Source organism: Microbacterium indicum DSM 19969 (assembly GCF_000422385.1).
Taxonomy (GTDB): Bacteria; Actinomycetota; Actinomycetes; order Actinomycetales; family Microbacteriaceae; genus Microbacterium; species Microbacterium indicum.
The window spans coordinates 352,748-364,962 of sequence record NZ_AULR01000002.1; the positions used below are offsets into that span (position 1 = coordinate 352,748).

The following is a 12,215-nucleotide window of genomic DNA, read 5'->3' on the forward strand; positions in this document are numbered from 1 at the left end:
TTCGTTGATGCTTACCGTTGCGTGCCGGCGGCCAGCTCGGCTGCCTTCGCGGCGACGCCCGCCACTCCCCCGTCGCGCAGCGCGCGGACGAGGGCCGTGCCGACGATCGCGCCGTCGGCGTACGCCGCCGTCGCCGCGATCTGCTCGGCGGAGGAGATGCCGATGCCGACGAGCGCGCGCTCGGCGCCGTGGGCGCGCAGGCGGCCGACGAGCGCGCTCGCCGCCGCATCGAGCTCGGCGCGCTCCCCCGTGATCCCCATGGTGGAGACGGTGTAGACGAAGCCCGTCGTGCTGCGCACGATGAGATCGAGCCGCTCGTCGGGAGAGGACGGGGCCGCGAGGAACACGCGGTCGAGGCCCGTGCGGTCGGACGCCGCGAGCCAGTCGGACGCGGAGTCAGGCGCGATGTCGGGCGTGATGAGACCGTCGCCCCCCGCCGCGACGAGGTCGTCGGAGTAGCGGTCCACGCCGTACTGGATCACGAGGTTCCAGTACGTCATGACGAGGATCGGGACGTCGCTGCGCGCGCGGACTCCGCGCACGACGTCGAACAGGTCGCTCGTGCGGAAGCCCGCCTCGAGCGCCGCGTTCGTGGCCTCCTGGATCACAGGCCCGTCCATCACGGGGTCGCTGTAGGGCGGCCCGATCTCGACGATGTCGACGCCGTTCTCGGCGAGCGCGACGATCGCTTCGATCGAGGTCGCGACGTCGGGGAAGCCGGCGGGCAGGTAGCCGACGAACGCCGCGCGCCCCTCGGCGCGGGCGGCGTCGATCGCCGCCTCGACCCTCGAAGTCATCGCCCGTCCTCCCCGTACAGCCCGAAGTAGCGGGCCGCCGTGTCCATGTCCTTGTCGCCGCGGCCCGAGAGGCACACGATGAGCGTCGCGTCGGGGCCCAGCTCCTGGCCGACCCGCATCGCGCCCGCGAGGGCGTGCGCCGACTCGACCGCCGGGATGATCCCCTCGGTGCGGCTCAGCAGGCGCAGCGCCTGCATGGCCTCGTCGTCGGTCGCGGGGATGTACTCCGCGCGGCCCGTCGCGGCGAGCCAGGCATGCTCGGGGCCGACGCCCGGGTAGTCGAGGCCCGCCGAGATCGAGTGCGACTCGATCGTCTGGCCGTCTTCGTCCATGAGGATCTTCGTGCGCGCGCCGTGCAGGATCCCGTCGCGGCCGCGCTCGATCGACGCGGCGTGGCGGTCGGTGTCGACACCGTCTCCCGCCGCCTCGACGCCGTAGAGCGCGACGCCCTCGTCGTCGATGAAGCGGTCGAACATGCCGATGGCGTTGGATCCGCCCCCGACGCAGGCGATGACGGCGTCCGGGAGGGCGCCGGTCTTCGCGAGTATCTGCTCGCGCGCCTCCTCGGAGATGATCTTCTGGAAGTCGCGCACCATGGCCGGGAACGGGTGCGGGCCCGCGGCCGTGCCGAAGATGTAATTGGTCGTGTCGACCGCGGCGACCCACTCGCGGTACGCCTCGTTGATCGCGTCCTTGAGGGTGCGCGATCCCGTCTTCACGGGGACGACCTCGGCGCCGAGAAGGCGCATGCGGGCGACGTTGAGCGCCTGGCGCTCGGTGTCGACCTCGCCCATGTAGATCGTGCACTCCATGCCGAACAGCGCGGCGGCCGTCGCGGTCGCGACGCCGTGCTGGCCCGCGCCCGTCTCGGCGATCACGCGCGTCTTTCCGAGGCGCTTCGTGAGCAGCGCCTGGCCCAGCACGTTGTTGATCTTGTGACTGCCCGTGTGGTTGAGGTCCTCGCGCTTGAGGAACACGCGGGCGCCCCCAGCGTGCTCGGCGAACTTCGGGACTTCGGTGAGCGGCGAGGGGCGGCCCGCGTAGTCGGTCAGGAGCGCTGCGAGCTCGGCGAGGAAGGCGGGGTCTGCCATCGCCTCGCGATGCGCGCGGTCGATCTCGTCGATCGCGGCGATGAGCGATTCGGGCATGAAGCGCCCGCCGAACTCGCCGAAGAACGGGCCGGGCTGGTCGCGCAGCGACATCGTCAGATCCCCTCGGTCGCGGAGATGAAGGAGCGGAGCGTCGCCACGGGGTCGCCCGTCACGAGGGCCTCTCCGATGAGGACGGCGTCGGCTCCCGCGCGGCGGTAGTGCACGACGTCGTCGGGAACCGCGACGGCCGACTCGGCGACGCGGATCGTGCCGTCCGGGATGTGCTCGGCGATGCGGCCGAAGAGGTCGCGGTCGAGCGAGAAGTCGGTGAGGTCGCGGGCGTTGACGCCGATGATCGGCGCGCCGAGGTCGGCCGCGAGCGAGGCCTCGTCGCGCGAGTGCGCCTCGACGAGCGGCGACATGCCGAACTCGCGTACGAGCGCGAACAGCTCGGCGAGCGCCTTCCGCTCGAGCCCCGCGACGATCAGCAGCGCGAGATCCGCGCCCGCGGCGCGCGCCTCGGCGACCTGGTACGGCGTCGCGATGAAGTCCTTGCGCAGAACGGGGAGGCCGACGCGGCCCTTGACGGCCGTGAGATCGGCGAGGGATCCCTTGAAGCGTCGGCCCTCGGTGAGGACGCTGATGGCGGACGCGCCGCCCTCCTCGTACCTCTCGGCCTGCAGCGCGGGATCCGGGATCGCCGCGAGGTCTCCGCGCGACGGGCTCGCCCGCTTGACCTCGGCGATGACGCGGACCGTCTCGCCGCGCGCGAGGAAGGCCGTGGCGTCGAGGGCGTCCTTCTGCTCCCCCGCCAGGCGCTCGACGGCGGCGAGCGGGACCTCGGCCTCGCGCTCAGCCGCGTCGGCGACAGCCCCCGCCGTCAGTTCGGCGAGGAGCGACATCAGTGGTGTGCCTTGGGCTGGTAGCGCGGTCCGTTCACGCCGAAGCCGGCCTTCGCCATGATGAATCCCACGATGGGGCCCACGACGAAGAGAGCGGCGGCGGCCCACACGAGCCAGATCTGGTCGAGGAAGAGCGCGGCCGTGCCGATCGCGAGCGCGACGAGCATGATGATGACGCCGGTCCACGCCGCGGGCGAGTGGCCCTCGCCGGGGTCTCCGATGGGGTTCGTGGTCATAGCGGTGCTCCTCCGATGATGCGTGGGGTCGATACGAGTTTAGGGGATCCGCGGGCGCGGACCCGTCACGCGGCGGGGCGCGTGGGGTCGTCCCCGCGGGACAGGTCGTCCCACGAGTCGACGGCGTCGAGCGGCTCTCCGTCGGCGGCTGTCGCGTGCGCGCCGCCCTGCTCGAACCGGCGGCCGCCGCGGCGCCAGGCGTGCGCCGTGGCGAGGATGAGGACGCCGCCGACGACGACGAGCGCACCGCAGGCCGCGACGATCCCGGGCCAGGGAGTGAGCGCGATGGCGCCGACGAGGTCGGCGACGGGCGCGTCGCCCGCGATCCCCGTGTGCTCCGTGACCGCCGCCGCGACGACCGAGACGGGCGCCGTGATCGCGATGGGGAGCACGAGCGCGACGAGGGCCGCGCCGATGACGACCGCGATCGCACCGAGGACGTAGCGCAGGACGCGGCCCGCGAGGGTGACGGCGAGGGCGAGCGCGAGGGCGGCGAAGGTCAGCGGCTGCAGCAGCGAGAGCGCATCGCCGCCCGTCGCCGAGAGCTGCGCGCCGGCGACCTCGGTCGTCGCCCAGGTCTGGGTGGATCCGATGAGCGCGAGCGCGCCTCCCGCGAGGACGAGCAGCATGCTCGTCGAGCGGCCGCGCCGCGCAGCCCAGGGCTCGCGTGCGGCGGCGGTCATCCGAGCACCGGGTCGAGATCGCGTTCGTCGCCGTCGAAGCACGCGTGCGTGCCGGTGTGGCACGCGGCGCCCGTCTGCTCGACGGTCAGGAGGACGACGTCGGCGTCGCAGTCGATGCGCGCGCCTCGGACCGCCTGGATGTGGCCCGACGTGTCGCCCTTGCGCCAGTACTCCTGACGGCTCCGCGACCAGTAGGTCGCCCGGCCCGTCGTGAGCGTGCGGCGCAGCGCCTCGGCGTCGGCCCACGCCATCATGAGGACGTCGCGCGTCGACTCCTCCTGGACGATGACGGGCACGAGGCCCGCCGCGTCGAAGCGCACCTGCGCGATGCGCTCCTCGACGCTCTGGATCTCGTCGCTCATCGCGTCACGATCCCTTCCCGACGGAGGGCCTCTTTGACCTGCGAGATGGTCATCTGGCCCGAGTGGAACACCGTCGCCGCGAGAACGGCGTCGGCTCCCGCCTCGACGGCGGGCGCGAAGTGCGAGACGTCGCCCGCCCCGCCCGATGCGATGACGGGGACGCTCGCGAGATCGCGCACGGCGGAGATGAGCTCGAGGTCGAAGCCCGACTTCGTCCCGTCGGCGTCGATCGAGTTCACGAGCAGCTCGCCCGCGCCGCGCTCGACCGCCTCGCGCGCCCAGGCGAGCGCGTCGAGATCGGTCTCGCGACGGCCGCCGTGCGTCGTGACGACGAAACCGCTCGGCGTGCGATCGGAGCGCTTGATGTCGAGCGAGAGGACGAGGCACTGCGCGCCGAAGCGGTCGGCGATCTCGCCGAGCAGCTCGGGGCGCGCGATGCCCGCCGAGTTCACCCCGACCTTGTCGGCGCCCACGCCCTGCAGGCGCGCGACGTCGTCGACGGTTCGGACGCCGCCGCCGACCGTCAGCGGAACGAACACGGCCTCGGCCGTGCGCTTCACGACGTCGTACATCGTCGACCGCTCGTCGACCGTCGCACTGACGTCGAGGAAGGTGAGCTCGTCGGCCCCCTGCTCGTAGTACGCGCGGGCCAGCTCGACGGGATCGCCCATCTCGCGGAGGTTCTCGAAGTTCACGCCCTTGACGACGCGGCCGCCCGAGACGTCGAGGCACGGGATCACCCGGGTCGCGACGCCCAGATCGGCTGAGGTCGATGCCGACACGTCAGATCCTGGCGTTGTGGATCGCCGTCACGAGCAGCGCTCGCGCGCCGAGCGCGTACAGCTCGTCCATGACGCGGTTGGCCTCGCGCCGGCGCACCATGACGCGGGCCGCGACCCAGCCCTCGCGGTCGAGCGGCGACACCGTCGGCGACTCGATGCCGCCCGCGATCTCGACGGCCTGCGGCAGCAGCTGCTCGGGCAGGTCGTAGTCGAGCATGACGTAGCGGCGCGCCACGAGGACGCCCTGGAGGCGGCGCAGCAGCGTGTCGACGCCGTCGGCGCCGCTCGGCCCCTGGATCAGCACGGCCTCGGACTCGAGGAGGACGGGACCGAAGATCTCGAGGCCCGCCTGGCGGAGCGTCGTGCCCGTCGAGACGACGTCGGCGACCGCGTCGGCGACGCCGAGCTTCACAGCCGACTCCACCGCGCCGTCGAGCGGCACGACGTCGACCGAGATGCCGCGCTCGCCGAGGAACGCCTCGACGAGGCCCGAGTACGACGTCGCGACGCGCTTGCCCTCGAGCTCGGCGAGCTCCGAGAACGCGCCGCCCGGCGAGGCGAAGCGGAAGGTCGAGTCGCCGAAGCCGAGCGCCTGGATCTCGCGCGCCGCGGGCATGCGGACGTCGAGCAGGAGGTCGCGGCCCGTGATGCCGACGTCGAGCGCGCCGCGCGCCACGTAGGTGGCGATGTCGCGGGGGCGCAGGTAGAAGAACTCGACGCCGTTCGCGTCGTCGATCAGATGCAGGGTCTTCGAGTCGCGGCGGGTTGCGTAGCCGGCCTCGGCCAGCATCTGCAGGGCGGTCTCGGACAGGGATCCCTTGTTCGGGATGGCGATGCGCAGCACGGTTCTCTCTCTGATGGTTCGCGGAAGGTCTCGGGGCGCGATCAGAGATGTCGGTAGATGTCCTCGGGGCTGAGGCCCTTCGCGATCATCATGACCTGGAGGTGGTAGATGAGCTGCGAGATCTCGCCCGCGGCCTCATCGGTCGTCTCGTACTCGGCGGCCATCCACACCTCGGCGGCCTCCTCGACGATCTTCTTGCCGATGGCGTGCACGCCGGCGTCGAGCTCTGCGACGGTGCCGGATCCGGCGGGGCGCGTCTGGGCCTTCTCGCTCAGTTCGGCGAACAGGTCCTCGAAAGTCTTCATCGCCACCAGCCTACCGGGCGCGAGAGGGCCCCGTGTCAGTGCATGTGGGTGCGGGCGAGGTCGCGGAGGTCGCGGATCCGCTGGTCGATGTCGTCTGCGCCGAAGACCGCGGATCCCGCGACGAAGGAGTCGGCCCCCGCGGCGGCGGCCTGCTCGATCGTGCCCGGGGCGATGCCGCCGTCGACCTGGAGCCAGACGCTCGATCCGCGGCGCTTCGCCTCCGCGCGGAGAGCCGCGAGCTTCGGCATCATGTCGGCCATGAAGCTCTGGCCGCCGAAGCCCGGCTCGACCGTCATCACGAGGACCTGGTCGAACTCGTCGAGGTTCGCCGCGATGTCGTCGATCGGCGTCCCCGGCTTGAGCGCGACTCCGGCGCGCGATCCGATCGAGCGGATCCGCCGGGCCAGCGCGACGGGGTCGGCCGTCGCCTCGGCGTGGAAGGTCACCGACGCGGCGCCGAGCTCGGCGTACCCGGGCCCCCAGCGGTCGACGTCGGCGATCATCAGGTGCACGTCGAGCGGGATGGGGCTCACCGCCTGGACGCGCTCGACCATCTGCGGCCCGAAGGTCAGGTTCGGCACGAAGTGGTTGTCCATGACGTCGACGTGCACGAGGTCGGCCCCCGCGATGCGCTCGAGATCGCGCTGCATGTTCGCGAAGTCGGCGGAGAGGATGCTGGGCTCGATGCGCGGTGCGGAGGGAAGAGTCACCCGCCCATTATCGTGAAGGAGTCCGTGACCGGGAGCCAGGATCGGCCCTGCGAGCGTCGTCACGTGGATGAGAGGCGAGGTGATCGGATGTCCGGAACCGGAGCGCGGATCGCGCAGATCGCGGGAGCGGGCGCGTTCGCCGTGGTCGGCGTGCTCGTCGCCGGGGCCGTGGTCCTCGGCGCGACGGGGGCCGCCGGCGACCGCGGTGCGTCGGCCGAGCCGTCGCTCATCCACCAGACCAACAGCGAGCTCGCGCTCGCGGCCGCCCAGGGGTACCTCGACGCCATCGCCGACAACGACGCCGACGCCGCGCTCGCGTTCCTCTCGGGCGACCCGCTGATCGGCGCCGACGGCACGGCGCTGGACCTGCTGTCCGACGACGCGCTCGGAACCATGCACTCCGCCTACCCCATGACCGACACGAAGGTCAGCCTCGGAGAGTCGAGCGACGACCAGACGACCTTCACGGTGCAGGCGTCGTTCCGCGCGGGCGACGAGGCGATCGAGATGCCGCTCCCCGTCACCGTGTCAGGCGGGGTCGCTCTCGTCGACGCCGATCTCGCCCGCATCACTCCGGCGGGATACGGCGGCATCGAGCTGCGGGCGAACGGCACGCCCATCTCCGACGGCGGGATCTATCTCGCGTTCCCCGGGGTCTACGACATCACGATCGACCAGGAGGACTTCGTGCTCGGCGGATCCTCGGGCGGCGAGCCCCTCGTCGCGACGACCGACTTCGCCTACGTGTACTCGTACGAGTACGAGCCCGTCCTCACGGAAGAGGGGCTCGCGGCGTTCCGCGGCGCCGTCCGCAGCGCGACGGAGGCCTGCCTCGCGCCGACGACCCTCGCCGCTGGTTGCGGGCTCGAGCTGCCGAGCGACCTCAACGGCTACGGGTACATCCACGACGGAACCGTGTCGCGCACGATCTCGGACGAGCAGTGGTCCGAGATCGACCAGATGGTCCCGTCCCGCACGGGGGACAGCGTGCTGCAGCAGACCGGCGACTGGATCGGCGACGTGCACGTCGAGGCGGGCTGGACCGACTCGTGGGGCTCCGGCCGGGGCGAGATCGGCGGGGCGCCGTGGCTCTACGCCCCGACGGTCGACTTCTCGGACCCGGCCCTCCCCGTCACCTGGGAGTGATCACCACCGCCGGATGAGGGCGAGGAACATCGCGTCGGTCGCGTGTCGGTGGGGCCACAGCTGGGCGACGGGCAGGCCGCCGTCCCGCGCCCCGAGATCGAGCGGCGTGCGGGACACCGCCTGCAGGGCCGCCGGCGCGTCGAGCAGCTCGATCGCGTCGCCCTGCCCGTCGACGATCTCCCGCACGACCGCCGTCGTCTCGGCGAGGTGCGGCGAGCAGGTGACGTAGGCGACGACGCCGCCCGGCTTCAGCGCCCCGATCGCCGCCGTCAGCAGCTCGGTCTGCAGCTGCGCGAGCTCGCCCACGTCGGAGGGCTGCTTGCGCCAGCGCGCCTCGGGCCGGCGCCGCAGCGCGCCGAGGCCCGTGCACGGCGCGTCGACGAGGATCCGGTCGTACTCCCCCGGGTGCGCCCGGGCGAAGGCGCGCCCGTCGCCCTCCGCGACGTCGACGGGCAGAGGCACGGGCTCGACGGCGCGGCGCACGAGCCCCGCACGCGCCGGGACGAGCTCGTTGGCGTCGAGCGACGCGCCCGCGCGCAGCGCCTCGGCCGCGAGGAGGGCCGTCTTCCCGCCCGGTCCCGCGCAGAGGTCGAGCCAGCGCTCCCCCTCCGTGCGCTCGCCGAGCCGGGCGAGCGCCAGGGCGACGAGCTGGGATCCCTCGTCCTGCACGCGCACGGCGCCCGCCGAGGCGCGGACGAGCGGCTCGGGGTCGCCCCCTCCGGCGCGGAAGCCCGCGGGCGAGTACGGAGTGCGGGGCTCCGCGGGGTCGGCGAGGCCCGGGAGCGCGACCATCGTGACGCCCGGCGCGTCGTTGTCGGCCGCGAGCAGCGCGTCCAGCTCTTCGCCGCGGCCCTCGGCGGCCAGCGCCCGGCGCAGCGCCCGGATCACCCACACGGGGTGGGAGATCGCGTACGACAGTCGCTCGTCGTCGGACCGCGCGACGGACGCGAGCCGCGTCGTCCACGCGTCGACGTCGTCGCGGTCGATGCGGCGCAGCACCGCGTTGGCGAACCCGGCGGCGGGACGGCCCGCGGCGCGGGACGCGAGCTCGACCGACTCGTTGACGGCGGCGTGCGAGGCGACGCGCGTCGCGAGCAGCTGGTGCGCGCCGAGGCGCAGCGCGTCGAGGACGGGCGGATCGATCGAGGCGGGGTCGCGGTCGGCCGCGATCCCGATGATCGCGTCGTAGGTTCCGCGGCGGCGCAGCGTGCCGTAGGTCAGCTCGGTCGCGAGGCCCGCGTCGGCCGCGTCGAGGCGTGCCCGCTCGATCGCCGCCGGCAGCAGCAGGTTGGCGTACGCGTCGTCCTCGTCGACGGCGCGGATCACCTCGAAGGCGACCTCGCGCGCCGGCTGGACGCGGGCGGGGCGAGGGGCGCGGCGGCCGCGCGGCGCGCTCACGAGCCCAGCACCACGTCGTCGCGCTGGCCGCGCAGCCAGTCGGCGGCGGCCATCCGGGGCTTGCCGGCCGGCTGGACCGTCTCGAGCGCGAGCGGCGCGTCTCCGGTCCCGACGAGCACGCGGCGGCCCGCCGCCCGCAGGCGCCCGGGCTCCAGGGGATCCGCATCGCCCGCGAGCCCCATCGCGCGGATCATGAAGCGCTCGCCGCCGAGCGTCGTGTGCGCTCCGGGCTCGGGGGTGACGCCGCGGAACCGGTTCAGAACCTCGGCGCTCGGGAGCGAGAAGTCGAGGAGGCCGTCGGCGATCGCGAGCTTGTGCGCGTAGGTCGGCTCGCCCTCCTGCGGGACGGAGCGCGCCGTTCCCGCGCCGATGGCGGCGGCGGTGTCGGCGAGGAGAGGAGCGCCCTCCGCGGCGAGGGCGGAGAGCACCTCGCCCGCCGTCGCCTCGGCGCCCGGCTCATAGCTCAGGGCCGCGAACACGTCGCCCGCGTCGAGCTCCGGCACGAGCTGGAAGACGGCCGCGCCCGTGCGCGCGTCGCCCGCCATGAGGGATCGCTGCACGGGGGCCGCACCCCGCCAGGCCGGAAGGAGCGAGAAGTGCAGGTTGACCCACCCGTGGCGCGGGCCCGACAGCAGCGGCTCGCGGACGAGACCGCCGTAGGCGACGATGACGCCGAGCTCGGGGCGCATCGCGAGGATCTCGTCCGTCGCCGCGTCGTCGAGCTTCGCCGCCTTGACGACGGGCGCGCCGAGCTCGGCCGCCGCCTGCGCGACGGGCGACGGCGTGAGGACGCGCTTGCGGCCGAGGGGCGCGTCCGGTCGCGTGACGACGCCGACGAGGTCGAGACGCGGATCGGCGTGGATCGCGCGGAGCGCGGGAACCGCGACGTCGGGGGTTCCGGCGAACACGATGCGCAGGGGCTCGGGGGGCTGCGGCATGACGGGTGTCGTCCTTTCGACGGGGTTCAGAGATCGGGATCGACGAGATCGAGCCGCACCGACAGCGTACGAGGGGCCGGCCGGGAGCGCCCCGAGCCCTTCGGCTGCTTCCTGCTGCGGTTCGCCACCGCGGCCTGCACGACGGCCGCCCGGAGGCTGCCCGCGACGGCGGGTCCCTGCGCGTAGGCGAACCGCACGAGCGCGCGCGAGCGCCGACGCCCCTGCTCGTCGGCGGGGACGGGGCCGAGGACCGCGTCGGCTGCGAGCCCGTCGACCTCGCCGCGGAGCCGGTCGAGCGCGGCCTCGACCACCGCGGCGTCGCCCTCGACGCGCGCGACCCGGACGGCGGGCGGCATCTGAAGCGGGCGCCGCTCGGCGAGCTGCTCGCGGGCGTACGCCGAGTGGGTGCCCGTCGCGAGCGCGCGCGCGACGGATCCCGTCACGCCCACGAGGTGCACGGGCGCGCCCGCAGCCGCGAGAGCCGCCGCGTTGGACCACCACCGGAGGCAGTTCTCCCCCACCCGCAGCTCGGGCGCCTGCAGCATGCGGTCGCCGTCGAGAAGGAGCACCATGCGGTAGCCCCGCGGCGCGAGGGGTTCGGCGCCGCGGGTCGCGACGACGAGGGCCGGCTCGTCGGGGACCTCGCGCACGGGATGCGCACCGTCGGCGACGATGATCCGCACGCCGGGGAACGCCCGGCCCAGCTCGTCGGCCGTGCGCTCGGAGCCCGACGACGCGAGCCGCACGCGCGTCGACTCGCAGGTGCGGCACGCCCATCCCGCGGCCGATCGGGCGCACCACGCGCACACTGGCGTCGCCCCGCGCGCGGGCGCATGCAGCGGCCCCCCGCAGTGCGTGCACCGGGCGGGCGAGCGGCACTCGGCGCACACGAGGCTCGGAGCGTAGCCGGGGCGCGCGACCTGGACGAGCACCGGGCCCTGCTCGAGGGCCTCACGTGCCGCGCGGAACGCGGCCGACGGGATCCTTCCCGTCTGCGGCGTGTCCTGGGGCGCGCCGAGGACGACGCGCGCCGTGAGGCGCCGCGCCGCCGGGACGTCGCGCACGAAGCCGATCGCCACGTAGCGCTCCACGTCGCTCGTGCGCGTGTGGCCGCCGAACATCAGGGCGCCGCCGTCGAGGCTCTGCCGCACGACCGCGACGTCGCGGGCGTGCGCATAGGGCGCGAGCGGCTCCTCGTACAGCGAGTCGCCGTCGTCCCAGATCGCCGTGAGGCCGAGGTCGACGACGGGCGCGTAGACGGCGGAGCGGTTGCCGATCACGACGCAGGGGGCCGGCTCGAGCGTGCGCAGATACGCCGCATAGCGGTCGGGCCCGGGGCGCTCGGCGTCGATCCGGACGATCGCCGAGCGCGGCACGAGCCGGGCCACGCGCTCCTCGACGAGGTCGAGGTCGCGGTGGTCGGGGACGGCGAGGACGACCGAGCGGCCGCCCGCGAGGGTGTGCGCGGCGGCCGCCGCGATGAGGAGCGTCCACGCGGGCAGGCCGTCGTCGACGCCGGGAGGCGCGTCGACTGCGACGCGCTCGGAGGCGTCGAGCGCGTCCGCGAGCCCGGGATACGCCGCGAGGACCTCGCCCGCCCGCGCCCGCTCATCGCCGAGGACGACGGGCGCGTCGCAGGCGTCGGAGGCGAGCCAGGTCTTCTCGGCCCGGACCATGCGGCGCGGCATCGCGAGGCGCAGGACGTCGACCGCCGACCCCGCCGCCCGATCGGCGACGGCGCGGGCGAGCCGGTGCAGCCGCGGAGGCAGCACCTTGGCGCGCGAGACGACGTCCTCGATCTCGGCGAGCACGCGCGTCGGATCCTCTTCCTCCGCGAGCTCGACGACGTAGCCGTCGAGGACGCGCCCCGCGCTGCGGAGCGGGACCCGCACCCGCACGCCGACGGCGACGAGGTGCGCGAACTCCTTCGGCACCTCGTAGTCGAAGAGGCGGTCGAGCTGCGGCAGGGGCGAGTCGACGAGGATCCGCGCGATCGGCCGCGCCGCAGGGTCGCCCGTCAC

At 74.0% G+C, this 12,215-nt stretch carries 14 protein-coding genes; 1 reads left to right on the plus strand and 13 read right to left on the minus strand.

Annotation, left to right across the window (positions count from 1 at the left end; translation table 11 throughout):
• Positions 1-11: 11 nt before the first annotated feature.
• From trpA to rpe, 10 genes are all read right to left on the minus strand, one after another.
• Complete coding sequence (trpA, locus tag H576_RS0104290; RefSeq protein ID WP_029149916.1) at positions 12-797, minus strand: tryptophan synthase subunit alpha; 786 nt, start codon at positions 795-797, stop codon at positions 12-14.
• Positions 794-1,999 carry a tryptophan synthase subunit beta gene (trpB, locus tag H576_RS0104295; RefSeq protein WP_029149917.1) on the minus strand — a complete coding sequence of 402 codons (1,206 nt, stop codon included), beginning with the start codon at positions 1,997-1,999 and terminating at the stop codon, positions 794-796. The genes trpA and trpB overlap by 4 nt, the downstream gene beginning before the upstream one ends.
• A gap of 2 nt (positions 2,000-2,001) precedes the next feature.
• Positions 2,002-2,790 carry an indole-3-glycerol phosphate synthase TrpC gene (trpC, locus tag H576_RS0104300; RefSeq protein ID WP_036319155.1) on the minus strand — a complete coding sequence of 263 codons (789 nt, stop codon included), beginning with the start codon at positions 2,788-2,790 and terminating at the stop codon, positions 2,002-2,004.
• Positions 2,790-3,026: a DUF6704 family protein gene (locus H576_RS0104305; protein WP_029149919.1), complete on the minus strand. Its 237-nt coding sequence runs from the start codon at positions 3,024-3,026 to the stop codon at positions 2,790-2,792. Before H576_RS0104305 ends, trpC begins: the two co-directional genes overlap by 1 nt.
• Before the next feature lie 65 nt (positions 3,027-3,091).
• Complete coding sequence (locus tag H576_RS0104310; protein WP_029149920.1) at positions 3,092-3,709, minus strand: Trp biosynthesis-associated membrane protein; 618 nt, start codon at positions 3,707-3,709, stop codon at positions 3,092-3,094.
• Positions 3,706-4,071 (minus strand): phosphoribosyl-AMP cyclohydrolase, encoded by a 366-nt coding sequence (gene hisI, locus H576_RS0104315; protein WP_029149921.1) that lies wholly within the window; start codon positions 4,069-4,071, stop codon positions 3,706-3,708. Before hisI ends, H576_RS0104310 begins: the two co-directional genes overlap by 4 nt.
• Entirely contained in the window at positions 4,068-4,829 is a 762-nt protein-coding gene (gene hisF / locus H576_RS0104320) for an imidazole glycerol phosphate synthase subunit HisF (protein WP_029149922.1), read from the minus strand. The genes hisI and hisF overlap by 4 nt, the downstream gene beginning before the upstream one ends.
• A 25-nt stretch (positions 4,830-4,854) precedes the next feature.
• Complete coding sequence (gene hisG, locus H576_RS0104325; RefSeq protein ID WP_029149923.1) at positions 4,855-5,697, minus strand: ATP phosphoribosyltransferase; 843 nt, start codon at positions 5,695-5,697, stop codon at positions 4,855-4,857.
• Between the two features lie 41 nt (positions 5,698-5,738).
• A complete protein-coding gene (locus H576_RS0104330) occupies positions 5,739-6,002 on the minus strand; it encodes a phosphoribosyl-ATP diphosphatase (protein WP_029149924.1) in 264 nt (87 codons plus the stop codon).
• Positions 6,003-6,037: 35 nt separating this feature from the next.
• Positions 6,038-6,712: a ribulose-phosphate 3-epimerase gene (rpe, locus tag H576_RS0104335; protein WP_029149925.1), complete on the minus strand. Its 675-nt coding sequence runs from the start codon at positions 6,710-6,712 to the stop codon at positions 6,038-6,040.
• 87 nt (positions 6,713-6,799) lie between these two features.
• On the opposite strand from rpe, the gene H576_RS0104340 reads away from it, so the two are divergent.
• Positions 6,800-7,858 carry a hypothetical protein gene (locus tag H576_RS0104340; RefSeq protein WP_029149926.1) on the plus strand — a complete coding sequence of 353 codons (1,059 nt, stop codon included), beginning with the start codon at positions 6,800-6,802 and terminating at the stop codon, positions 7,856-7,858.
• On the opposite strand, the gene H576_RS0104345 is transcribed toward H576_RS0104340, so the two are convergent.
• Genes H576_RS0104345 through H576_RS0104355 form a run of 3 tightly spaced genes read right to left on the minus strand, consistent with a single transcriptional unit; the run spans position 7,859 to position 12,215 of the window.
• The gene (locus tag H576_RS0104345) at positions 7,859-9,256 is read right to left on the minus strand and encodes an RsmB/NOP family class I SAM-dependent RNA methyltransferase (protein ID WP_051172142.1); all 1,398 of its coding nucleotides are present in this window, start codon (positions 9,254-9,256) and stop codon (positions 7,859-7,861) included.
• The gene (fmt, locus tag H576_RS0104350; protein ID WP_029149928.1) at positions 9,253-10,173 is read right to left on the minus strand and encodes a methionyl-tRNA formyltransferase; all 921 of its coding nucleotides are present in this window, start codon (positions 10,171-10,173) and stop codon (positions 9,253-9,255) included. The genes H576_RS0104345 and fmt overlap by 4 nt, the downstream gene beginning before the upstream one ends.
• A gap of 47 nt (positions 10,174-10,220) precedes the next feature.
• Positions 10,221-12,215, minus strand: a complete 1,995-nt coding sequence (locus H576_RS0104355; RefSeq protein ID WP_036319158.1) for a primosomal protein N' family DNA-binding protein — start codon at positions 12,213-12,215, stop codon at positions 10,221-10,223.

Bases quoted from the DNA above. Each gene is read 5' to 3' on its own strand.
- H576_RS0104340 (WP_029149926.1), top strand. From the start codon at position 6,800: ATGTCCGGAACCGGAGCGCGGATCGCGCAGATCGCGGGAGCGGGCGCG.
- H576_RS0104310 (WP_029149920.1), bottom strand. From the start codon at position 3,709: ATGACCGCCGCCGCACGCGAGCCCTGGGCTGCGCGGCGCGGCCGCTCG.
- hisI (WP_029149921.1), bottom strand. From the start codon at position 4,071: ATGAGCGACGAGATCCAGAGCGTCGAGGAGCGCATCGCGCAGGTGCGC.
- H576_RS0104305 (WP_029149919.1), bottom strand. From the start codon at position 3,026: ATGACCACGAACCCCATCGGAGACCCCGGCGAGGGCCACTCGCCCGCG.
- trpC (WP_036319155.1), bottom strand. From the start codon at position 2,790: ATGTCGCTCCTCGCCGAACTGACGGCGGGGGCTGTCGCCGACGCGGCT.
- trpA (WP_029149916.1), bottom strand. From the start codon at position 797: ATGACTTCGAGGGTCGAGGCGGCGATCGACGCCGCCCGCGCCGAGGGG.
- H576_RS0104330 (WP_029149924.1), bottom strand. From the start codon at position 6,002: ATGAAGACTTTCGAGGACCTGTTCGCCGAACTGAGCGAGAAGGCCCAG.
- trpB (WP_029149917.1), bottom strand. From the start codon at position 1,999: ATGTCGCTGCGCGACCAGCCCGGCCCGTTCTTCGGCGAGTTCGGCGGG.